The organism is Paucibacter sp. KBW04 (assembly GCF_003852425.1).
GTDB lineage: Bacteria > Pseudomonadota > Gammaproteobacteria > Burkholderiales > Burkholderiaceae_C > Paucibacter_A.
The window spans coordinates 328,016-350,525 of sequence record NZ_QAJN01000012.1 but is presented as its reverse complement, the minus strand read 5'-3'; the positions used below and the strand labels follow the sequence as shown (position 1 = coordinate 350,525).

General features: G+C 63.3%; 19 protein-coding genes. 8 read left to right on the top strand and 11 right to left on the bottom strand.

Annotated features, from left to right (window positions below; all coding sequences use genetic code 11):
* Positions 1–4: 4 nt before the first annotated feature.
* The 5 genes from purU to polA form a co-directional block, all read right to left on the bottom strand.
* Positions 5–871 carry a formyltetrahydrofolate deformylase gene (gene purU / locus DBR47_RS16365; RefSeq protein WP_124451946.1) on the bottom strand — a complete coding sequence of 289 codons (867 nt, stop codon included), beginning with the start codon at positions 869–871 and terminating at the stop codon, positions 5–7.
* Between the two features lie 33 nt (positions 872–904).
* On the bottom strand, positions 905–1,609 hold the full coding sequence (gene lolD, locus DBR47_RS16360) for a lipoprotein-releasing ABC transporter ATP-binding protein LolD (protein WP_124451944.1): 705 nt from the start codon (positions 1,607–1,609) through the stop codon (positions 905–907).
* The gene (locus DBR47_RS16355) at positions 1,602–2,858 is read right to left on the bottom strand and encodes a lipoprotein-releasing ABC transporter permease subunit (protein ID WP_124451942.1); all 1,257 of its coding nucleotides are present in this window, start codon (positions 2,856–2,858) and stop codon (positions 1,602–1,604) included. Before DBR47_RS16355 ends, lolD begins: the two co-directional genes overlap by 8 nt.
* Before the next feature lie 135 nt (positions 2,859–2,993).
* The gene (locus tag DBR47_RS16350) at positions 2,994–3,641 is read right to left on the bottom strand and encodes a PEP-CTERM sorting domain-containing protein (protein ID WP_124451940.1); all 648 of its coding nucleotides are present in this window, start codon (positions 3,639–3,641) and stop codon (positions 2,994–2,996) included.
* A 280-nt stretch (positions 3,642–3,921) separates the two neighbouring features.
* Positions 3,922–6,681: a DNA polymerase I gene (gene polA, locus DBR47_RS16345; RefSeq protein ID WP_124451938.1), complete on the bottom strand. Its 2,760-nt coding sequence runs from the start codon at positions 6,679–6,681 to the stop codon at positions 3,922–3,924.
* A 77-nt stretch (positions 6,682–6,758) separates the two neighbouring features.
* Between polA and DBR47_RS16340 the strand changes: the two genes are divergently transcribed.
* The 4 genes from DBR47_RS16340 to DBR47_RS16325 all read left to right on the top strand — a co-directional run bounded on the left by DBR47_RS16340 (position 6,759) and on the right by DBR47_RS16325 (position 11,445).
* On the top strand, positions 6,759–7,136 hold the full coding sequence (locus DBR47_RS16340) for a hypothetical protein (protein ID WP_124451936.1): 378 nt from the start codon (positions 6,759–6,761) through the stop codon (positions 7,134–7,136).
* Between the two features lie 145 nt (positions 7,137–7,281).
* Positions 7,282–8,337, top strand: a complete 1,056-nt coding sequence (locus DBR47_RS16335) for a homoserine kinase (RefSeq protein WP_124451934.1) — start codon at positions 7,282–7,284, stop codon at positions 8,335–8,337.
* A 113-nt stretch (positions 8,338–8,450) separates the two neighbouring features.
* The gene (locus DBR47_RS16330; RefSeq protein WP_124451931.1) at positions 8,451–9,284 is read left to right on the top strand and encodes a BPSS1780 family membrane protein; all 834 of its coding nucleotides are present in this window, start codon (positions 8,451–8,453) and stop codon (positions 9,282–9,284) included.
* Positions 9,285–9,468: 184 nt separating this feature from the next.
* On the top strand, positions 9,469–11,445 hold the full coding sequence (locus DBR47_RS16325; RefSeq protein ID WP_124451929.1) for a PhoX family phosphatase: 1,977 nt from the start codon (positions 9,469–9,471) through the stop codon (positions 11,443–11,445).
* A 170-nt stretch (positions 11,446–11,615) separates the two neighbouring features.
* Here DBR47_RS16325 and DBR47_RS16320 read toward each other — a convergent pair whose 3' ends face one another.
* Positions 11,616–14,042 (bottom strand): UvrD-helicase domain-containing protein, encoded by a 2,427-nt coding sequence (locus DBR47_RS16320; protein WP_124451927.1) that lies wholly within the window; start codon positions 14,040–14,042, stop codon positions 11,616–11,618.
* A 45-nt stretch (positions 14,043–14,087) separates the two neighbouring features.
* Here DBR47_RS16320 and DBR47_RS16315 point away from each other — a divergent pair, with 45 nt between their 5' ends.
* Positions 14,088–14,483, top strand: a complete 396-nt coding sequence (locus tag DBR47_RS16315; RefSeq protein WP_124451925.1) for a YchJ family protein — start codon at positions 14,088–14,090, stop codon at positions 14,481–14,483.
* A gap of 6 nt (positions 14,484–14,489) precedes the next feature.
* Here DBR47_RS16315 and DBR47_RS16310 read toward each other — a convergent pair whose 3' ends face one another.
* Complete coding sequence (locus tag DBR47_RS16310; RefSeq protein ID WP_124451923.1) at positions 14,490–14,885, bottom strand: hypothetical protein; 396 nt, start codon at positions 14,883–14,885, stop codon at positions 14,490–14,492.
* Positions 14,886–15,065: 180 nt separating this feature from the next.
* On the opposite strand from DBR47_RS16310, the gene DBR47_RS16305 reads away from it, so the two are divergent.
* Both DBR47_RS16305 and rarD read left to right on the top strand, forming a co-directional pair.
* Positions 15,066–15,824 carry a pseudouridine synthase gene (locus tag DBR47_RS16305; RefSeq protein ID WP_231512337.1) on the top strand — a complete coding sequence of 253 codons (759 nt, stop codon included), beginning with the start codon at positions 15,066–15,068 and terminating at the stop codon, positions 15,822–15,824.
* Positions 15,825–15,866: 42 nt separating this feature from the next.
* The gene (gene rarD, locus DBR47_RS16300; protein ID WP_124451919.1) at positions 15,867–16,748 is read left to right on the top strand and encodes an EamA family transporter RarD; all 882 of its coding nucleotides are present in this window, start codon (positions 15,867–15,869) and stop codon (positions 16,746–16,748) included.
* Here the strand turns inward: rarD and ahpF are convergent.
* The 3 genes from ahpF to lysA form a co-directional block, all read right to left on the bottom strand.
* Complete coding sequence (gene ahpF, locus DBR47_RS16295) at positions 16,745–18,310, bottom strand: alkyl hydroperoxide reductase subunit F (protein ID WP_124451917.1); 1,566 nt, start codon at positions 18,308–18,310, stop codon at positions 16,745–16,747. The genes rarD and ahpF overlap by 4 nt on opposite strands.
* Positions 18,311–18,513: 203 nt before the next feature.
* On the bottom strand, positions 18,514–19,077 hold the full coding sequence (gene ahpC, locus DBR47_RS16290) for an alkyl hydroperoxide reductase subunit C (protein ID WP_124451915.1): 564 nt from the start codon (positions 19,075–19,077) through the stop codon (positions 18,514–18,516).
* 173 nt (positions 19,078–19,250) lie between these two features.
* Positions 19,251–20,507 (bottom strand): diaminopimelate decarboxylase, encoded by a 1,257-nt coding sequence (gene lysA, locus DBR47_RS16285; RefSeq protein WP_124451913.1) that lies wholly within the window; start codon positions 20,505–20,507, stop codon positions 19,251–19,253.
* 123 nt (positions 20,508–20,630) lie between these two features.
* On the opposite strand from lysA, the gene DBR47_RS16280 reads away from it, so the two are divergent.
* Positions 20,631–21,560, top strand: coding sequence for a LysR family transcriptional regulator (locus DBR47_RS16280; protein ID WP_124451911.1), 930 nt, complete (start codon positions 20,631–20,633; stop codon positions 21,558–21,560).
* A 97-nt stretch (positions 21,561–21,657) separates the two neighbouring features.
* On the opposite strand, the gene folE2 is transcribed toward DBR47_RS16280, so the two are convergent.
* The gene (folE2, locus tag DBR47_RS16275; protein ID WP_124451910.1) at positions 21,658–22,452 is read right to left on the bottom strand and encodes a GTP cyclohydrolase FolE2; all 795 of its coding nucleotides are present in this window, start codon (positions 22,450–22,452) and stop codon (positions 21,658–21,660) included.
* Positions 22,453–22,510 lie beyond the last annotated feature (58 nt).

Genomic DNA, 22,510 nt, shown 5'->3' with positions numbered 1-22,510 from the left:
CAGCTCAGCGGAACACCACCGTCCGATTGCCGTTCATCAGCACCCGGTGCTCGGCATGCCATTGGATGGCGCGGGCCAGGGTCACGCATTCGGTGTCGCGGCCTATGGCCACCAATTGCTCGGGCGCCAGGCTGTGATCGATGCGGGCCACCTCTTGCTCGATGATGGGGCCTTCGTCCAGATCCGAGGTGACGTAGTGCGCAGTGGCACCGATCAGCTTGACGCCGCGCTGATGCGCCTGGTGGTAAGGCTTGGCGCCTTTGAAACTGGGCAAAAAGCTGTGGTGGATATTGATGGCGCGGCCGGAGAGATCCCGGCACAGCTCGGGTGACAAGATCTGCATATAGCGGGCCAGCACCACCAGATCGATCTGGTTCTCTTCGATCACCTCGCGGATCTTGCGCTCCTGACCCTGCTTTTGCTCCTCGCTGGCGTTCAGCAAGGGGAAGTGGTGGAAAGGAATATTGTGCGAGGCCGCGAGTTGATAGAAGTCGCGGTGGTTGGAGACGATGGCCGGGATCTCGATCGGCAGATGCCCGGTCTGCACCCGGAACAGCAAATCGTTCAGGCAATGCCCCAGCTTGGAGACCAGCAGCAGCACCCGGGTCTTGGCCTGGCTGTCCACCAGCTCCCAGTCCATTTGCAGGCGCTCGGCCAGGGGCGCAAAGCTCTGGCGCAAGGCCGCCTGCTCGGCACCTGCCGCACACTCAAACTCGATGCGCATGAAAAAGCGCTGGTGGTCCTCATCGCCATGTTGGGCCGAGGTCAGGATATTGCCGCCCTGCTCCAACAAAAATCCAGTGACAGCGTGGACGATGCCGGCCCGGTCGGGGCAGCTGAGCTTGAGGATGAAGCGCTTTTTGGAACTCATGGCGAGAGGACTTTTTTCTGGGGAAGAGAAGAATCAAAGCGGCAAAGGCGACCCGGCGGCCAGCTGCACCTGCCCACCCACCAGGCTCAGCTGGGCCTCGCATTGCGCGGCCAGGGCTTGATCATGGGTCACCATCACAAAAGCCGTGCCTTGCTCGCGGGCCGTGGCCAGCATCAGCTCGAAGACGGCTTGCGAGGTGCTGCGGTCCAGATTGCCAGTGGGCTCATCGGCCAACACACAGGCCGGCTGGGTCACCAGGGCACGGGCAATCGCCACCCGCTGGCGTTCGCCACCCGAAAGCTCGGCGGGACGATGCTTCAAGCGCGCGCCCAGGCCGACACGACTGAGCATCTGGGCGGCGATCTCCCGCGCCTCGGCCTGCGGCATGCGGCGTATGCGCAAGGGCATGGCCACATTGTCCAGGGCGCTGAACTCGGGCAGCAGGTGATGGAACTGGTAGACAAAGCCCAGATGCTGGTTGCGCCAGTCACCGCGCGCCGACTCACTCATGCCGCTGAGCTCCTGGCCCATCAACACGACACGGCCGGCCGAGGGTTTGTCCAGCCCGCCCAGCAGATGCAGCAAGGTGGACTTGCCCGAGCCCGAGGTGCCCACGATGGCCAGGGTCTGACCCTTGCGCACCGTCACATCGACGCCGGACAAGACCTTCACATCCAGCTCACCCTCGCTGAAGCGCCGCTCCAGCCCCAGGCCTTGCAAAACAATCGTGTTACTCATAACGCAGAGCCTCCGCGGGTTGCACGCGGCTGGCTCGCCAGCTGGGGTAAAGGGTGGCGAGGAAGGCCAGGATCAGGGAAATGATGGCGATGGGATAAATATCGGCCCATTGCGGATCGCTAGGCATCTTGGTGATCAGATAGATGCTGCCGGGCAGAAAGCTGGTGTTCAAGAGCCGCTCGATAAAGGGCACGATCACATCGATATTGAAGGCGACCAAGAGCCCCAGGCCCACACCGGACAAGGTGCCGATGACCCCCGACGTGGCCCCCTGCACCATGAAGATGCCCATGATGGAGCGCGGGCTGGCGCCCAGGGTGCGCAGGATGGCGATATCGGCCTGCTTGTCCGTCACCGTCATCACCAGGGTGGAGACCAGATTGAAGGCAGCCACCGCGACGATCAGAGTCAGGATGATGCCCATCATGCGTTTCTCGACCTGCACCGCGTCATACCAGCTGGCATTGCTGCGGGTCCAGTCGCGCACCCGGATCTCCGGGCCCATGCTCTGCGCCAACTCGTCGCCCACCTCACGGGCGCGGTACACATCTTTCAGCTTCAGCTGCACGCCCGAGGGCCCGGCCACGCGGAAGAGCTTGGCGGCATCGGCCACATGGATCAGCACCATGCCGCTGTCGTACTCGTAGTGACCGGCGTTGAAGGTGCCGGCCACGGTGAACTGCTTCATGCGCGGCAAGGTGCCGGCGGGCGAGACATCGCCGCTGGGCGTCACGATGGTGATCTTGTCACCCACATGCACACCCAGGCCCCGGGCCAACTCCACACCCAAGACGATATTCCAGGCGCCCGGCTGCAAGCGGCCCAGCGCACCGTCCTTCAGCTGCGCGGCCAGGGGCGTGACATGGCTCTCCGCTTCGGGCTCCACCCCGCGCACGATGGCGCCGCGCATCTCGTCGCCGCGTGCCACCAAGACCTGGGAGGCGATAAAGGGCGCGGCCGCCAGCACGGCCGGGTTCTGCTTGGCCTTGGCCGCCGTGGCCTGCCAATCGGGCAAGGCGTCGCCGTTATAGCTGAGCAACTCCACATGGGCGATCACCGACAACATGCGATCGCGCACCTCCTTCTGGAAGCCATTCATCACCGACAAAACAATGATCAAGGCCGCCACGCCCAAGGCAATGCCCAAGACCGAGACGCCGGAGATAAAGGAAATAAAGCGATTTCGCCGCCCACCACGGCCGGCGCGGGTGTAGCGCCAGCCAATTTGCAATTCATAAGGCCAATTCATCTCGTCATGCTAACTGAGGCCTTCGCGCCGGCCGTCTCGGTCGGCCATCCTGCCGACCCAAGTCGCCAAAAACAAGGCGAAAAAAAGCCCAGCCGGCCTTGTGGCCGACTGGGCTAGGCATTGATACGCCAGGGATCAGGCCGACTTGCGGCGGCGGGCGATGAAGCCCACGCCGATCAGGCCCAGAGCCATCAGGCCGTAGGTCGAGGGCTCGGGCACGGCTTGGGTGATGCCAAAAGTCAGTGTGCCACCGGTCCAAACACCGTCCACCGGGTTGGCACCGTCGTAAAAGCCTTCATGGAATTCCAGGCGCAAGATGCCATCGGCACCGACTTGGAACTCAAGACCGTAGTCGGCCAGATTGGCGCTGCCGCTGTAGGAGCCGATGCCGGAGTTGTCATCACCAAAGCCGGGCGAGAAGGTCACGCCGTCGGTGCCCGAGGTGCTGCCGAAGGAGACCTGAATTTCCGACAACCAGCTCGGGCTGTTGGCACGAAGGCTGACATCCCAGGTGAGCGAGTTGATCACCGTATTGGCCCCCACATTGAAGGTCAAGACCGTGTTATCGGGGGAGCCCAGCTCGTCAACGCTTTGGATGTTGGTGACATCGACGACCAAGGTGCTTGCCGCCGTGGGCGTCACCGCCGCCAAGGAGGCGGGCAGGCTCTGCAGGCGATGAGTGGGAGAAATTGCGCTGGCCGCCTGCGCTTGAGCAGCGAAGGCCAAGGCACACACCGCCAAGGCAGACAGGCTGAGCTTTTGGCTCAAAGACTGAAATTTCATTTGAAATCCTCTTCCCTAAAAAATAGTCATGGCCGGAACGATCTTTCCCGCCCACCATGAAATTTGTCACGAATTGTTCATTCAAACCCTAGCGCTTGCCCCTAGAAACGCCGCTCCCCCCTAGCTTCAAATCATGGTTTACCCCGAGACATAACCGTTATACGCAGCGGTATTCACGCAATCAGGAAAAACGTTTCCACGCCAGTGAAAATGCAGGCGCCAAAAAGCATGAAGGGCGGCTTGCCGCCGCCCTTCATGGCAAGCCACAGCGGACCTAGCTTCAGTGCGCTTCGTCCCAGTTGCTGCCCACACCCACCTCGGCCAGCAAAGGAACTTTGAGCTGGGCCACGCCAGCCATGAGAAGCGGCACCTCGGTCTTGACCCAGTCCAGCTCCGCCTCGGGCACCTCGAACACCAGTTCATCGTGCACCTGCATGACGATGCGCGTCTGTTTGCCCTGCTCGTCTAGCGCGGCCTGCACCGCAATCATGGCCAGCTTGATCAGGTCTGCCGCCGTGCCCTGCATGGGCGCGTTGATGGACTGGCGCTCCGCACCCGCTTTGCGCGGGCCATTGCCGCCGCGGATCTCGGGCAGATAGATGCGGCGGCCAAACAAGGTTTCCACATAGCCCAGCTCGGCCGCGCGAGCCTTGGTCGTGTCCATATAGTGCTTCACACCGGCAAAGCGGTTGAAGTAGAGGTCGATATAGTCGCGCGCCGCCTTTTGCTCGATGCCTAGCGACTGCGCCAGGCCGAAGGCGCCCATGCCGTAGATCAGACCGAAATTGATGGTCTTGGCATAACGGCGTTGTTCGCTGGTGACCTCGGCCAGGGGCGTCTGGAAGACCTCAGAGGCGGTGGCGCGGTGCACGTCCAGGCCCTCGCCAAAGGCGCGCAAGAGGCCCGGGTCTTCGCTGATATGGGCCATGATGCGCAGCTCGATCTGCGAATAGTCGGCGCTGACGATGACATGGCCGGCCGGTGCCACAAAAGCCTCGCGCACACGCCTGCCCTCGGCCGTGCGGATGGGGATGTTTTGCAAGTTCGGATCATTGCTGGACAGGCGCCCCGTCACCGCCACCGCCTGCGCATAGTTGGTATGCACCCGCTGGGTTTGGGCGTTAATCATCAAGGGCAGCTTGTCGGTATAGGTGCTCTTAAGCTTGGCCAGGCCGCGGTACTCCAGGATCTTGGCCGGCAGGGGATAGTCCATGGCCAGCTTGTCCAGCACCTCTTCATCGGTGGACGGCGCGCCGGTGGCGGTCTTCTTGACCACGGGCAGGCCCAGCTTGGTGAACAAAATCTCGCCGATCTGCTTGGGGCTGCCCAGATTGAAGGGCTGACCGGCGATGTCATAAGCCTCCTGCTCCAGCGCCAGCAGACGTTGGCCCAGCTCATGGCTCTGGGCCTGCAAGCGGGCGGCGTCGATCAAGACCCCGGTCGTTTCGATGCGGGCCAGCAAGGCGCTGGTGGGCATTTCGATATCGCGGTAGACGCGCAGCAAACCCGGCTCGGCTTGCAGCTGCGGCCACAGCTGCTCATGCACCTGCAAGCACATATCCGAGTCTTCGGCCGAATAGTCGGCCGCCTTGGCCACCTCCACCTGGGCAAAAGGAATCTGGTTGACGCCCTTGCCGCACAGGTCTTCGTAGCTGACGCCCGCCCGACCCAGATAGCGCTCGCCCAAGGCACCCAGGCCGTGGGTTTTGTGCGCCTCCAGCACATAGCTTTGCAGCATGGTGTCGTGCTGCACACCGCGCAAGGCGATGCCATGGTTGGCGAACACATGGGTGTCGTACTTGAGGTTCTGACCCAGCTTGGGCGCGTTCGCGTCCTCCAGCCAGGGTTTGAGCTTGGCCAGCACCTCGTCCAGCGGCAGCTGCTGAGGGGCATCCGGCCCCTCGTGACGCAAGGGGATGTAGGCCGCCTCACCGGCCTTGATGCTGAAAGAGATGCCGACGATGCGGGCCAGCATGGGCTCCAGGGAATCGGTCTCGGTGTCCAGAGCCACGAGGGGCGCGGCCTGCAGCTTGGCCAGCCAGGCATCGAAGCTCGGCCAATTCAAAATGGTTTCGTAGCGCTTTTCCAGCGCAGCGGCGGGCGCAGGCAGGTCGGCAAACAAATCGCCGCTGGCCGGCGCGGCCTCCGGCTTGGGCGCCAGCGCGGTGCTGACCTCCTTCAGCCAGGTTTTGAAGCCGTAGCGGGTGTAGAAGTCCTGCAAGCCGGCCAAGTCCACCTCACGCAAGGCCAGGGCCTCCAGCGCCGGCCATTGCGGCACATGGCCCGTGAGATCGCAGTCCAGCTTGACGGTGACCAGCTTGCGGCCCATGGGCAGCCAGTCCAGAGCCTTGCGCAGGTTTTCACCGGCCACGCCCTTGATCTTGTCGGCGCTGGCGATCACGCCGTCCAGCGAGCCGTATTCGGCAATCCACTTGGCCGCCGTCTTGGGGCCCACCTTCTCGACGCCGGGCACGTTGTCCACCGTGTCGCCCATCAGGGTCAGGTAGTCGATGATGCGCTCCGGCGGCACGCCGAACTTGGCGATCACGCCGGGGATGTCCAGCGTCTCGTTGCTCATGGTGTTGATGAGGGTGATATCGGGCGTCACCAACTGCGCCAGGTCCTTGTCGCCGGTGGACACCACCACCGCATGGCCGGCCTCGGCCGCCACCCGGGCCAGGGTGCCGATGGCGTCGTCCGCCTCGATGCCGGGCACCTCCAGAATCGGCCAGCCCAAGAGCTTGACGACTTCGTGGATGGGGGCGATTTGCTCGCGCAAGGCGTCGGGCATGGGGGCGCGCTGAGCCTTGTACTCGGGGTACCACTCGTCGCGGAAGGTCGGGCCCTTGGCATCAAAAACGCACACCGCATGTTCGGCCGCCACCTGATCACGCAGGCGCTTCATCATGGCCACCATGCCGTGGATGGCGCCGGTGGGCACGCCTTCCGGGCCACGCAGATCGGGCATGGCGTGATAGGCACGGTACAAGTAGCTGGAACCGTCGACCAGCAGAAGAATGGGTTTGCTCATGGCCCGCATTGTCGTGCAGCGCACAGCCTGTGTCGCAGCATGCGGCGCCAGAGGCCCCAAGCCGGGCGGCAGAATAGAATGAGCCCATGGCTAGCAACTTCTCCTCGAACACACCGTCCCTCGCCTTGGCCCGGACGGCAGCCCTGACCGCCTTGAGCCTGGCGGCCCTGTGCCTGAGCCAGGGCCAGGCCCTGGCGGCCGAGCCGCGCGAGGCCGATGAGCCCAAGCAGCAGCAAAAGGTGCCGGACGCCAAGGTGCAGCAAACGGTGATCGAGGACGACAGCAACCGTGTCGAAGAAGTGCGCGTGCGCGGCCAGACCCAGAAGGTCACGGTCCAGCCCAAGAACAGCTCGCTACCCGGCTACGAAATCATCATGGGCGACGCGAGTCGCGATCCTTCAATCGGCAATGGCGCCAGTCGTGGCGCGGCGGGTCAAAGAGTCTGGCGTTTGCTGACTTTCTGATCCATCCGCAGCTCTGTCACGCTTTCGGCCCCGGCCTCTCCGGCCAGGCCCCTAGCAAGCTTGGGCCCCAGGGGCCCGTCTTGCCGCCGCTGACAGCCAGAGCCCAAAGCCCAAAATGCGCTCAAGCGCACAAGCGCACATTGATATGGCCGTATTTACCGAAGTCTCCACGGCCCAGGCCCAAGCCCTGGTCTCACGCCTGCAGTTGGGCACCCTGCTAAGCCTGCGTGGCATCAAGGCAGGTATTGAGAACACCAACTACTTTCTGGACACCGACCGCGGCGAGTTTGTGCTGACGGTGTTCGAGCGCCTGAGCTTTGCCCAGCTGCCCTTTTATCTGCAGCTGATGAAGCATCTGGCCGCGCGCGGCCTGGCCGTGCCCGACCCGCAGGCCGATGCCGAGGGCGAGATCCTTTTCGAGCTGCAAGGCAAGCCCTGCGCCCTCGTGAACAAGCTGCGCGGCGGCCACCAGCTGGCGCCCGATCTCTTCCATTGCGAGCAAGTGGGGGCGGCCTTGGCGCGCATGCATCTGGCCGGCCAGGACTTCCCCCTGCACCAGCCCAATCTGCGTGGTCTGGCCTGGTGGACCGAGACGGTGCCGGTGCTGCTGCCGCATCTGGACGCCTCCCGTGCCCAGCTGCTGCAAAGCGAGCTGAGTTATCAGCAGCAGCTAGCCGCCTCGGCCAGCTATGCGGAGCTGCCAAGCGGCCCCATCCATGCCGATCTGTTCCGCGACAACGTCATGTTTGAATGTGTGCCCCCTGAGCTGTCGCCAAGCGACAGCCCCCCCGAGGGGGTGCCGTCCACTCGGGAGCGGCCCGTCGTGGACTTGGGTCTCCCCGGCCGCGAGCGCCTGAGCGGCTTCTTCGACTTCTACTTCGCCGGCGTCGACACCTGGCTGTTCGACCTGGCCGTTTGCCTCAATGACTGGTGCATAGACCTGGCCAGCGGCCGCCTGGACGAGGCCCGCGCCCAGGCTTTTGTCCAAGCCTACGAGGGTGTGCGCCCCTTGAGCGGCACCGAGCATCGCCTGCTGCCCGCCTTGCTGCGTGCCGCCGCCCTGCGCTTTTGGGTCTCGCGCCTGTGGGACGTCCATCTGCCGCGCGACGCCGCCTTGTTGACGCCGCACGACCCGGCTCATTTCGAACGGGTTTTGCTAGAACGCATTCGCAGCCCCTGGCATGCCATGCCGCAGGGCTGAGCAGCTGACGTCAAATTCACACGCATCCCGCGCAAAAAGTCACCCGCCTGCCTCGCGCCCGCAATCCACGCTTGTCCGCCCCCTTGAACCCTTCTACTCTTGAGCCTTCCATCTTGAGCACGACCCCTCCGATGATGTTGCACCTGCAAACCGTGCCCGCCCGCAACGGCATGTTGTGGATACGGCACGGCTTCAAGATCTTCCAGCGCCGACCCATGGCCCTGGCCGGCCTGTTCTCGCTCTTTCTGTTCGCCTCCATGCTGCTGCTGATGGTGCCGGCCGTGGGCGTCATGCTCTTGCTGATGGCCCTGCCCCAGCTCTCCCTGGGCTTTATGCTGGCCACCCATCTGGTCTTACAAAACCAAACCCCCACGGCCTCGGTCTATCTGATGCCCTTCAAGCTGACGCCCGAGCGGCGCAACACCCAGCTGCTGCTGGGCGCTTGCTACGCCCTGGCCACCATCGCCATCAGCTATGTGGCCGGCTGGATCGATGGCGGCAGCATGGACGAGCTGCAAAAGCTGATGGGCGAAGGCGCCTCCTCCGAGAAGATCGCCGAGGCCGCCGCCAACCCCGCCCTGCTGTGGGGCGCCATCACCCGCCTGAGCTTGGCGGCCCTGCTGTCCATCCCCTTCTGGCATGCGCCAGCCCTGGTGCACTGGGGTGGCCAAGGCCTGATGCAGGCCCTGTTCTCCAGCACCCTGGGCGTCTGGCGCAACCGCGGCGCCTTTGCCTACAACGCCTTGCTGTGGGGCGCGCTGATCATGGGGATGGGCTTGATCGGCAGCTTGCTGGCCGGCTTGCTGGGTCTGGGTCAGGTCTTGCCCATCATCGCCATGGCCTGCGGCCTGCTGCTGTCGACGGTGTTTTACGCCTCGCTGTACTTCACCTTCATCGACTGCTTTATGTTCGGCGCCCCCAGCGATTTGCTGAAGGACAAACGCTGAAACCAGACGGGCTGCTGCAAAAGCAGCCCGACAAGCTTGGCGCTTAGGGCGCCGGGCTTGTCATCAAATAGACATTCCTCTTTCTTACATTTTCGGTCACAACGAGCGCGGGCTTTCACGGAACCGCGCCGCTGCAGATCACGCGGCTGCCCCAGCCGAACCGAAAAATTCTGGAGGAATGTTCATGTCCAAACCCACCCAAGCCTCGCGCCGCCAGGCCCTCAAGTTCCTGGGCACGCCCCTGATGCTGCCCTTGACCGGCATCGGCGGCCTGGGCGCCAGCTCCCTGCTCTCCGCCTGCGGAGGTGGTGATGTGATGGATCCCGTCGTGCCTCAGATGGTCTCGGCCAGCTTCGGCGCCATGGCCGCCCCCGGCCTGACGAATGCCGCCGCCATGGCCACCACCCATGTGGCCTCCACACTGGAAGTGGGCCTGAGCGACGGCAGCAAGCAAAGCTTCAAGCTGGCCTACGCGCCCTTCTTCCTGACCGGCAGCCAAGTGCCCGACGGCAAGGGCGGCACCGTGTTGGCGGGCGGCTATGTGGACATCAAGAACCAGCCCATAGTGGACAAATCGGTGGCGGGCAAGGAGCGTCAGTTCTTCTCGGACTCGCCCGACGGCACCTCGCTGCTGAGCTTGCCCAACCCCACCGTCAGCGGCATCAAGGGCAAGGCCGTGTTCGCCGTGGTGCAGTTTGAGTACACGACATGGGCGCAAGACGGCAAGACGGATATGTACGGCCGCCTGCCCTCGCCCATCGCCGTGTTGACCCTGGATCAAGACCAAAACACCGGCAAGCTGAGCCTGGTCAAGTACCACAATGTCGACACCTCGGCCGCCCACGGCCTGTGGATCACCTGCGGCTCCAGCCTCTCGCCCTGGGGCACCCATCTGTCCAGCGAAGAGTACGAGCCCGACGCCTTCACCATCGCCTCGAACAGCATGTTCAAGGCCTATAGCAAGAATTTGTTCGGCGACGAAAGCACCGCCAAGCCCTATCACTACGGCCATCTGCCCGAAGTGACGGTCAACCCCGACGGCACGGGCACGATCAAGAAGCACTACTGCCTGGGCCGCATCTCGCATGAGCTGATCCAGGTCATGCCGGACAATCGCACCGCCATCATGGGCGACGATGCCACCAACGGCGGCTTCTTCATGTTTGTCGCGGACAAGGAAAAAGACCTCTCCGCCGGCACGCTCTACGTGGCCAAGCTGGGCGCGGGCTTCTCCATCGATCCCGCCGCTGCCGGTGCGCCGCTGAGCTGGATCAAGCTGGGCTCGGCCACCAGCGCCGAGATCGAGGCCCTGGCGGGTACCCTCTCGCCCACCGACATCATGACGGTGGCCACCACCGACCCAGCAGACGCCAGCTTCACCAAGATCTATCTGGGTGGCAAGGTGCAATGGGTCAAACTCAAGCCCGGCATGGAAAAGGCCGCCGCCTTCCTGGAAACCCATCGCTACGCGGCCATGAAGGGCGGCAGCATGGCCTTCACCAAGATGGAAGGCACGACCGTCAACATCAAGGACAAGATCGCTTACTCGGCCCTGCAAAACATGCAGAGCTCCATGGTCAAGGGCAATGCCGCCTGGAACGAAGCCTATGGCGTCAGCCTGGACAAGGCCCTGAACGCCGGCGGCGTGCTGGCTCACGCCCTGAGCGCCGGCCAGAAGGACACGGCGGGCGCGGCCATCAACAGCGACTGGGTGCCCTCGCAGACCAAGGCCTTGCTGGTGGGTGAAGACCTGGCCGTGGCCGATGCCCTGGGCAATCTGGCCAATGCCGACAAGATCGCCGCCCCGGACAACCTCAAGTTCTCAGAAAAGCTGCGCACCCTCTTCATCGGCGAGGACAGCGCCTATCACGTCAACAACTTCGTCTGGGCTTACAACGTCGACACCAAGCAGCTGAGTCGCTTGATCTCGATGCCGGCCGGCGCCGAAGCCACCGGCCTGGGCGTGGTGGATGATTTGAATGGCTGGACCTATATCACCAGCAACTTCCAGCACCCTGGCGACTGGGGTTCGTTGCACAAAGTCGTCAAGGCCACGCTGGATCCGCTGGTGCGCGCCAACTACAACGATGGCTTCAGCGCGGCCGTGGGCTATCTGACGGCCGAGGCCAGCAGCATCAAGCTGAGCAAGCTGAAAGCCTGATCGAAGACGCACTGAACAGAGCCGGCGCTAAGCGGGCGCCGGCCCACCGAGCACGTGAGTTCGCAATGGAGCGTGCGCGCTTTGCAGGCATCGCCTCAGATGCTGTGCTTTGACGGCCTCGAAGATTCGCTCTTCGAGGTCTTTTTTGTTGGCCGCCTCAGCGGCTCGCTTCAGTCAATCGGGGTCAGCTTGGCGACCGACAGCGCCAGCCACTTCATGCCGTGGCGACCAAAGTTGACCTGCGCGCGCGCATCCTGGCCCGTGCCTTCCAAGGTCATCAAAACGCCCTCGCCAAACTTGGTGTGGAAGACACCCTTGCCCACCTTGAGCCCGCCGAATTCGGCCGCCACTTTTTCGGCAGCCGCCGCCTTCATGCTGCGCGGCACTGGCGCCGCTTCATAACTCGGCTTTTCAGCGCCACGGCCGGCGCCCACCATGGACTTCAGGCCCGCGCCGCGCGACCAGGCGTCTTGGTATTCCTTGGCATAGCCGGAGCCAAAGCCTTGGTTTTTGGGCGTCAGCCATTTCAGCGCGGCTTCGGGTAACTCGTCAAAAAAGCGGCTCTTAACGTTGTAGCGGGTCTGGCCATGCAGCATGCGGGTTTGGCTGAAGGCCAGGTAGAGGCGCTGGCGAGCCCGGGTGATAGCCACATACATCAGGCGGCGCTCTTCCTCCACCCCGTCATGGTCGGTCAGCGAGTTCTCATGCGGGAACAGGCCTTCCTCCAAGCCGGTGATGAAGACCGCATCAAACTCCAGACCCTTGGCCGAGTGCACCGTCATCAGCTGCACCGCGTCCTGGCCGGCTTGCGCCTGGTTGTCGCCCGCCTCCAGGGAGGCATGGGTCAAGAAGGCAGCCAGGGGCGACATGATCTCGCCGGTCTCCGCATCGGGCGTGAAGTTGGCCGGGGCCACGGCGGCGGGGAAGCCTTGAGAAATTGCGCCAGGCGAGAGCTCATCCACCGGCAGCGCCACCGCATCCTTGCCAAAGCCCTCTTGCGTCACAAAGGCCTCGGCCGCGTTGATCAATTCGCCCAAGTTCTCCAGCCGATCGGCGCCGTCCTTGTCATTGCGGTAGAACTCGGTCAGACCCGAGGTCTCCAGAATCTGCTCGATGATCTCGCGCAGGGTATGGCCCTGGGTGAGATTGCGGGTGGAGTCGATCAGGCCGGTGAAGGCCTGCAAATTTGTACCCGCCTTACCCGCCACCGCGCCCACGCTCTGATACAAGCTGCGCCCAGAGATACGCGCCGCGTCCTGCAAGAGCTCGATGGCTCGGGCGCCGATGCCACGGGTCGGGAAGTTGACCACCCGCAGAAAACTGGTGTCGTCGTTGGGGTTCTCCAGCAAGCGCAGATAGGACAGCGCATGCTTGACTTCGGCCCGCTCGAAGAAGCGCAGGCCGCCGTAGACTCGGTAAGGGATGCCGGCATTGAAGAGCGCCGACTCAATCACCCGTGACTGCGCATTGCTGCGATAGAGCACGGCGATCTCCTTGCGTTCAAGGCCTTGGCGATGCAAGGCCTGGGCCTCCTCGATCAGCCATTGCGCCTCGGCGAAATCGCTGGCGGCCTCGTACACCCGCACCGGCTCGCCAGGCCCGGCCTCGGTGCGCAAATTCTTGCCCAGGCGCTTGGTGTTGCGACTTATCAGCTCATTGGCCGAATCAAGGATATTGCCGAAGCTGCGGTAGTTGTGCTCCAGCTTGATGACGGCCCCCACGCGGTACTCGCGCTCGAAGTCCACCATATTGCCCACCCGCGCGCCGCGGAAGGCGTAGATGCTCTGATCATCATCCCCCACAGCGAAGACGCCCCGACGCAGGGCCGGCGGCGAGAACATCTTCAGCCAGGCATATTGCAGCTTGTTGGTGTCCTGGAACTCGTCCACCAGCACATGCTGGAAGCGGCGCTGGTAGTGATCGCGCACCGCCGCGTTGTCTCGCATCAGCTCATAAGAGCGCAGCATCAGCTCGGCAAAGTCCACCACGCCTTCGCGCTGGCATTGGTCTTCGTAAGCCTGGTAGATGGCCACCAAGGTCTTGGTCTGCTCGTCATAGGTCTCGATGTCCTGCGGGCGCTGGGCATCCTCTTTCGCCGAGGCGATAAACCAGCTCACCTGCTTGGGCACATAGCGCTCCTCATCCAGCTTCATCGCCTTGATGACCCGCTTGATGGCCGAGACGGTGTCGCTGGAATCCAGGATCTGAAAGCCCTGGGGCAGACCCGCCAGCTTCCAGTGCGCGCGCAAGAAGCGATTGCACAGGCCGTGGAACGTGCCTATCCACATGCCGCGCACATTGACCGGCAGCATGGTGGTAAGCCGGGTCAGCATCTCCTTGGAGGCCTTGTTGGTAAAGGTCACGGCCAAGATGCCGCCGGGCGAGGCCTGGCCGGTCTGCAGCAGCCAGGCGATGCGGGTGGTCAACACCCGGGTCTTGCCCGAGCCCGCACCGGCCAGAATCAGCACCGGCTCCGGCGGGGCCGTCACCGCCGCATATTGTTCGGGGTTGAGGTTCTTCAGCAGGCCCGTGGGTTCGGAGGCGAAGGAGGACTCAGGCGTAGCGGCAAACAGATCGTCGTGCGGGGGCAGGTTCATCCGCGCATTTTAGAGAGGCTTGTAGATCAGGCATGATGCGAGCCGATGAAAGACTTGCCCTGCCCCTGCGGCAGCACTCAAAGCTACGGCCAGTGCTGCGCCCCTCTCCACCAGGCATTTGCCAACAGCGGCCAGCTCACAGCGCCCGATGCGGAAAGCCTGATGCGCTCGCGTTACAGCGCCTACACCCTCGATTTGCTGGACTACCTGCTGGCCAGCTGGCACCCGGACACCCGGCCGAGCAGCCTGGCGCCGAATGAGCCCGGCCTGCGCTGGCTGGGTCTGCAAGTAAAAAAGCATGTGCAGCAGGACGCTGAACATGCTCAGGTGGAGTTTGTGGCTCGCAGCAAGCTGGGCGGCCGCGCCCAGCGTTTGCATGAGATCAGCCGATTTGTCCGGGTAGACGGGGCCTGGCTTTATCTGGATGGCGAGATCAGCTGAGCAGGATCAGGCGAACTCTTGGCGCACATGGCGAGAGTTCAAACGCAGGGCCAGCCACAGCAGGCCGGCGCTCAAGCCCAGGCAGACCAGCGCCAGCAAAATATTGGCATTGGTCAGCCAAGGCAGGGCCGGCAGGCTGGGCACCAGGGCCGCCAGCAGGCCAAAGCTCAGGCGGCGGCCCCATTCATAGCGACGCAGCAAGGCCTGGCCCGCGGCGATGGCCAGCAAGGAGATCAGGATCAGCGAAGGAAAGGCGATCAGACCCAAGAGGGTGCGACCCGTGGGCGAAAATCCCAGCAAATAGCCGCTCACGCCCAGACCGGCCAGACCCAGCAACATCAGCAAATAGGCGATGCTGGTGACGAGGCGGGAACGGTATCCAACGTGAAAGATTTGCGGCATGGCGGGCTCCTGGGACTGCTGAGCCCGCAGCACTTTGGGCCCATACCGGCATTCTTTCGAGTCCTCGTGACGATGAACACCCCTCCTTTTGGGTGTAGCGGGTAACAGTGTGTGTCGACGTGCGAAACCACCGTATTCATGGGCTATTCCGCCCGTTTAGGGAAAGAAATCACAAGCCCAATGTTGCAAATCATCTACGCCGACGAGCAGCTCGTGGCCATCAACAAACCCGCCGGCATGCTGGTGCATCGCAGCGGCCTGGACGCGCAGGAAACCGTCTTCGCCCTGCAGCTGCTGCGCGACCAACTCGGTCGGCCCGTTTGGCCCGTCCATCGCCTGGACAAGGGCACCTCCGGGCTGCTGCTGTTTGCCCTGAGTGCCGAGATGGCCGCCGCCCTGAGCTTTTGTTTCGAGCAAAGGCAGACGCGCAAAACCTACCGCGCCCTGGTGCGCGGCTGGCCGGCCGAAGCCGGCTGCATTGAACACCCGCTGGCCAAGGACCCGGAGCTGCCCTCTCAGGGCCAGGTCTTGCTTGAATCGCGCACCGACTGGCTGCGCCTGGCCCGCTTCAGCCTGCCTTTCAGCAGCGGTGCTCGCTTCCAAGAAACCCGCTTTGCGCTGATTGAGGCCAGGCCCGAAACCGGCCGCCGCCACCAGATCCGCCGCCACCTCAAACACATTGCCCACCCCATCATCGGCGACGCCACCCATGGCAAAGGGCCGCTGAACCGGGCCAGCGCCGAGTTCCTGGGCTTGCAACGCCTGTGGCTACACGGCCTGCGCCTGCAGTTCCGCCACCCCTTGAATGGGCAGATGCTGGACCTGCAAGCGCCACTGGGGCCGGAATGGGCCGCGCTGCGGAGTAAAGGCCTGTGGCAGCCGGATGAGCCGGAGGCAGCCGACAATGCCCGCACTGACAAGCCAGAACAGGGTGGATGAGATGAGCAGCCAGATGTACACCAACGACAAGACCGATCCAGCATGAGTGCGGCCGTCGGAGGTGTCGTCTACGCCGCCCTGGCCTATCTGGCCTGGGGCCTGTTCCCGCTCTACTTCAAGCAGATCGCCCAGGTGCCGGCGCTGGAGGTGATCCTGCACCGCACGCTGTGGTCCATGGTTTTTCTGCTGGCGGTCTTGCTGGTCTTGCGCCGCTGGGCCTGGCTGGGCGAGGTGTTGCGAAACCCCAAGCTCCTGGCTCGCTTCGGCCTCTCGGCCCTGCTGCTGAGCTGCAACTGGCTGGTTTACGTTTGGGCGGTGCAGCAAGGCCAGATCCTCGACGCCAGCCTGGGCTACTTCATCAACCCGCTCGTCAATGTGGCCCTGGGCTTTATCGTGCTGAAAGAGCGGCCACGCCGCCTGCAATGGCTGGCCGTGGGCCTGGCCGCCATCGGCGTGCTCTGGCTGGCCTTGCAGACCGGCCACATCCCTTGGGTCGCCCTGGCGCTGGCCCTGAGTTTTGGCTTCTACGGTCTGATGCGCAAGATGGCCTCGCTCGGCGCGCTGGAGGGTCTGGCGCTGGAGACCATGCTCTTGGCGCCCTTGGCGGCCGTCGCCTTGGGTGTGTTGAGCTGGCAAGGCCAGGGCGCCTTGGTGCAGGGCGAGCCCGGCACCATCGCTTGGCTCTTGTTCGCGGGCCCGCTGACCGCCATCCCGCTGCTGCTCTTTGCAGCCGGCGCGCGCCGCATCCAGATGACGACGCTGGGCCTGCTGCAATACATCTCGCCCTCGCTGCAATTCATGCTGGGCGTCTGGCTCTATCACGAGCCCATGAGCACGAGCCGCCTGCTGGGCTTTGCCTTTATTTGGGCTGCCTTGGCTGTCTACAGCCTGGACAGCCTTTGGCGGCAGCGGCTCAAGCCTTAGGCAGCGGCGGGCAGACGCATCAGGTAATCAAACGCGCCCAGGGCCGCCTTGGCGCCGTCACCGGCGGCGATCACGATCTGCTTGAAGGGCACGGTGGTGGCATCACCCGCGGCGAAGACGCCGGGCACCGAGGTCTGGCCGCGCGCGTCGACGATGATCTCGCCGTGCTTGGACAACTCCACCACGCCCTTGAGCCACTCGGTATTGGGCACCAAGCCGATCTGCACGAACACGCCCTCAAGCTCGACGCGATGCGCCGCGCCGCTAACGCGATCCTTGTAGTTCAGGCCATTGAGCTTGCCCTCGGCGCCGGTGAACTCCGTCGTTTGGGCGTTCACATGGATGGTGACGTTAGGCAAGCTTTTCAGCTTGTTGACCAAGACTGCATCGGCGCGCAAGGCCTCGCCAAACTCGATCAAGGTCACATGGGCCACGATGCCAGCCAGATCGATCGCTGCCTCGACGCCTGAGTTGCCGCCGCCAATGACCGCGACGCGCTTGCCCTTGAACAAGGGGCCATCGCAATGCGGGCAGTAGGCCACGCCTTTGTTTTTATATTCCTGCTCGCCGGGCACGCCCACATTCCTCCAACGCGCACCGGTGGAAAGGATGACCGTCTTGCTCTTCAAGGAGCCACCGTTGGCCAGCTTGACCTCAATCAGACCGCCTTCGCTGGCCGCCGGGATCAAGCTTTCAGCGCGCTGCAGATTCATGATGTCCACCTCGTAGGCCTTGACATGGGCCTCCAGGGCCGCGGCGAATTTGGGGCCATCGGTTTCCAGCACCGAAATGTAGTTCTCGATCGCCATGGTGTCATTGACCTGGCCACCGAAGCGCTCGGCCGCCACACCGGTACGAATGCCCTTGCGCGCCGCATACACAGCCGCCGCCGCGCCGGCTGGGCCACCGCCCACGATCAGCACTTCATAAGGCGGCTTGGCGCTGAGCTTGGCGGCATCGCGGCTGGCCGCACCGGTATCGAGCTTGGCCACGATTTCTTCCACGCTCATGCGGCCCGAGCCGAAGGGCGCGCCGTTCAGGTAGATCGAAGGCACGGCCATGATCTCGCGGCTGTTGACCTCGTCCTGGAACAGGGCGCCGTCGATGATGACGGTCTTGATCTTGGGGTTGAGCACGGCCATCAGGCTGAGCGCCTGCACCACGTCCGGGCAGTTGTGGCAGCTCAGGGACATATAGACCTCGAAGCTGAAGTCGCTGTCCAGGGCCTTGATCTGCTCGATCACCTCGGGCTCGACCTTGGGCGGATGGCCGCCCACCCACAGCAAGGCCAGCACCAGTGAGGTGAACTCATGGCCCAGGGGAATCGCCGCAAAGCGCAAGCTCATATCGGTGCCGGCGCGCTGCAGGCTGAAGGAGGGCTTGCGCTCGTCCTGACCGTCGGTAGTCAGGCTGATCTTGTCGGACATGGCTGCGATGGTTTGCAGCAGCTCCAGCATCTCGCGCGATGCGTCCGATTCACTCAGGGAGGCCTTGATTTCAAAAGGCTGGGTGACTCGCTCCAGATAGGCCTTGAGCTGAGTCTTCAGTGCGTCGTCCAACATGGTGCTAGTACTCCTTGAGATGTGTGTTCAGGCGTGGCGAGACAAGCCACTCTGAAAACACCCGGGAGCCTTAGCTATTGGGGATGCTTTCAGCGTGACTATTGCGGTCGCGCTTGGGGTCTTGCGCAAGCCCTGCCGGGCGGCAGGAGCTTGCGACTGAGAGCTCAAACAATTTGAGCCTTGGCTACTGAAGGTTCAGTGGCTTAGATCTTGCCGACCAGGTCCAGCGAAGGAGTGATGGTCTTCTCGCCTTCCTTCCACTTGGCGGGGCAGACTTGGCCGGGGTTGTTGGCCACGTACTGAGCAGCCTTGAGCTTGCGCAGAGTTTCCTTGACGTCGCGGGCGATGGCGTTGTCGTGCACTTCCACGGTCTTGATCTGACCTTGGGGGTTGATGATGAAGGTGCCGCGCAGAGCCAGGCCTTCTTCATCGATGTGCACGCCGAAAGCGCGGGTCAGTTGGTGCGTCGGGTCGCCGATCAGCGGGAACTTGGCCTTGCCCACAGCGGGCGAAGTCTCGTGCCACACCTTGTGTGCGAAGTGCGTGTCGGTGGTGACGATATAGACCTCGGCGCCGGCCTTTTGGAACTCGGCGTAGTTGTCAGCGGCATCTTCGACTTCGGTCGGGCAGTTGAAGGTGAAAGCAGCCGGCATGAAGATCAGGACCGACCACTTGCCGTTCAGGCTGGCTTCGCTCAGGTCAACAAACTTGCCGTTGTGGAAGGCGCTGGCCTTGAAGGGCTGAACTTGGGTATTGATCAAAGACATGATGGTTCCGTCGAGTTGAGGTGGCTTGTTCAGACACCTGGGTTAAGGGATGACGGAATCATATCGAGAACCGATAGGCCTTAGCTTTGATTAATCAAATCGCCACCATTGCCCTACGCTATGCAGACCATTTTCGACGCCTTGTCACAAAGCGCGGGCAGGCGGCAATTTGATCAAAGCGCTTCCAGCGCCAGCAGCTCTTCCACCGTTTGGCGGCGGCGGATCAGGCGCTCCTGATCGCCATCCACCAGCACCTCGGCCGCCAGCGGCCGGCTGTTGTAGTTGCTGGACATGGAGGCCCCGTAGGCACCGGTGTCGTGGATCACCAGCAAATCGCCCACCTGGGCCTCGGGCAGCTCGCGCGGCAAGACCACGCCCCCATCGCCCTGAGTGAACACATCGCCCGATTCGCACAAGGGGCCGGCCACCACGCTGGCGCGCTGGGGGCGGACGCTGGCATCGCTGCCGTCCTGCGGCAGCAGGCTCATGGCGTGATAGCTGCCGTACATGGAGGGGCGCATCAACTCATTGAAACCTGCATCCACCAAGACGAAATGGTTGCGTCCCACATCTTTTGTGGCCCGAACCTCGCTGATCAGCTTGCCCGACTCGGCCACCAGATAGCGGCCGGGCTCAATCTCCAGGGCCAGCGAATGGCCGACAAGGCTCTCGGCCTCCTTGCGTGCGGCATCCCACAGGCCGAAATAATGCGCCGTGTCGATGACGGGCTCGCCGCTGCGATAAGGAATGGACAGGCCGCCACCGGCCGAGATGGCATGCAAATCATGGCCCGCCGCTTTCCCCTGGCGCACCAGATCCACCATGGCCCCACAGACCTGGGACAGATGGCCGTAATCCACACCCGAGCCGATATGCATGTGCAGGCCCACCAGCTTGAGACCATGCTGGGCAATCGCGGCCAGGGCGGCCTGCAGATCGCTATGCCAAATGCCGTGCTTGCTGTGCTCGCCGCCGGTATTGGTTTTGTTGCTGTGACCGTGGCCAAAGCCGGGGTTGATACGCAGCCAAACAGCATGCCCTGGCGAAGCCGCCCCCAGCTGATGCAGCATATCGATGCTGCCCGCGTTCACCGGCACCCGGTGCTGCACCACGGTGGCCAGGGTTTCACGGTCCAGCAGGTCGGCGGTGAAGACGATCTCATCGCCGGCTCCACCGGCGGTGTATCCCGCCGCCAGAGCACGCAAGATTTCGCCGCGCGACACAGCATCGACCTTGACGCCCTGCTCCCGCATCAGGCGCAGGATATGCGTGTTGGAGCAAGCTTTTTGCGCGAAGCGGATGGTGTCAAAGGCGCGCAGAGCCTGGATGCGAGCGCGGATCAGGGCCGCGTCGTAAACCCACAGGGGTGAGCCAAAACGCTGGGCCAGTTGGCGCAGGCGCACGGGCGAAAGAGAGGTCGATGCAGACATGGTCTGGGCACTCGCAGAAGAAGAAGGATTGAACTGGGCACAGAATGCCGCAGGCCAGCTATTCAATCAAATGCTTTAAAGTCTACAGATCATTCAAACTTGATATGGGACTAGCCTAGCGCCATGAATCGCCCCGCCATCAGCCATCGCCATATCGAAGTCTTCCGCGCGGTGATGACGGCCGGCAGCGTGACGGCCGCCGCCGGCTTGCTGCACAGCTCCCAACCCACCTTGAGCCGAGAGCTGGCGCGGCTGGAGTATTTGCTGGGCTATGCCTTGTTCGAGCGCCTGAGCGGCCGGCTCAAGCCCACGGCCCGGGCCTTGAGCTTGTTCGAGGAGGTCCAGCGTTCCTACCAGGGACTGGACCGCATCAGCAAGCATGCGGCTCAACTGGGGCGCGCGGAGCAGGCTCAGCTCTCGGTGCTCTGCCTGCCCGCCCTCAGCCATGCCTTGCTGCCAGGGGCTTGCGCGCGCTTCTTTGCGCGCTACCCTGCCGCCCAGCTGTCCATCACGCCGCAGGAGTCACCGCTGCTGGAGGAGTGGATGAGTGCCCAGCGTTTCGATCTAGGCTTGAGCGAGCAGACGCACGCCGTGCCAGGCACCGAGTTGGTCCCCTTGCTGAGTCTGGACGAGGTGTGCGTGCTGCCTGCGGGCCATGCGCTGCTGGGCAAGAAGGTTTTGAAGCCGGGCGACTTTGAAGGCCAGGACTTCATCAATCTGGCCGCCGACGACCCTTACCGTTTGCAGCTGGACGCTTTGTTCGCGGCCCAGGGCGTGAGCCGCCGCGCCAGGCTGGAGACGCACAGTGCGATCGCCGTCTGCGCCATGGTCAAGGCGGGGCTAGGCCTGGCCATAGTCAACCCCTTGACTGCGCTGGCAATGGCGGGCGATGGCCTGGAGCTGCGCCGCTTGAGCGTCTCCGTCCCGTTTCAGGTCAATGCCATGTTGCCCCAGTTCAGGCCGGCACAGGAACTGACCCAAGTCCTGCTTGGCGACCTGCGAGAGCAGGTCAAGCAAATCAGCCGGGAACTGAAAACGGCCTTGCAGGTTTAGAGGCGCTCGATGCGCGCATAAGCGCTGTGGTTGTGACAAGCAAGCTTGCCCAATCCAGCTTCAGCGCTGCGCGCTGAGCAGGGCCTTGCCCTGCCTCTTATGCGCGCTCAATGCGCGCATAAGCGCTGTGATTGTGAATAGACTCAAAGTTCTCCACATCCACCGTGTAGCGCCCGATGCGCGCGTCGGCATTCAGACGCAGAGCCACATCGCGCACCAGGTCCTCGACGAACTTGGGGTTCTCGTAGGCATGCTCGGTGATCCACTTTTCGTCGCTGCGCTTGAGCAAGGGCCAGATTTCACTGGAGGCACTTTCCTCGGCGAAACGCACGAGCTCTTGCCAGCTAGGCGCCTGCTCGGCCATCTCGGCACGGATGGTCACCAGGGAGCGCTGGTTGTGTGCGCCGTAGTCGGAGATCTCCTTGGAGCAAGGGCACAGGCTCTTCACCGGCACCGCCACCTCGGCCCAGACCGTGGTGATCCCGGCGCGGGTTTCGGAAATCAACGCGCCTTGATAGTCCAACAGGCTTTCGATGCCGGAGATGGGCGCACGCTTGCGGATGAAGAAGGGGAAACGCACCTCAATGCGCCCGTCCACCGCTTCCAGCTTGGCCAGCATCTGGCCGTGCAGCTCGCGCAGGCCGTTTGCATCCAGGGGCGCGTTCAAGGCATCCAACCAGGCGACGAAGCGGGACATATGCGTGCCCTTCTTCTCGGCTGGCAGGGACACATCAAGCGTCCACTGGCCCACCGAACCTTGAGCCTGTTGGCCGATCAAGACTTGCAGGGGATAGCGCACGTCTTTGACGCCGACGCGCTGAATGACGAGGTGACGCTCATCGCGTTCACTCTGGGTATCGGGGATGTGCAGGGCGGCAGTGACTTGGTTCATGCGAGATTATTGAGCGTGGGGCAAATGCCGCGAAAAACAGGCGGGCAAAGGGAGAGCA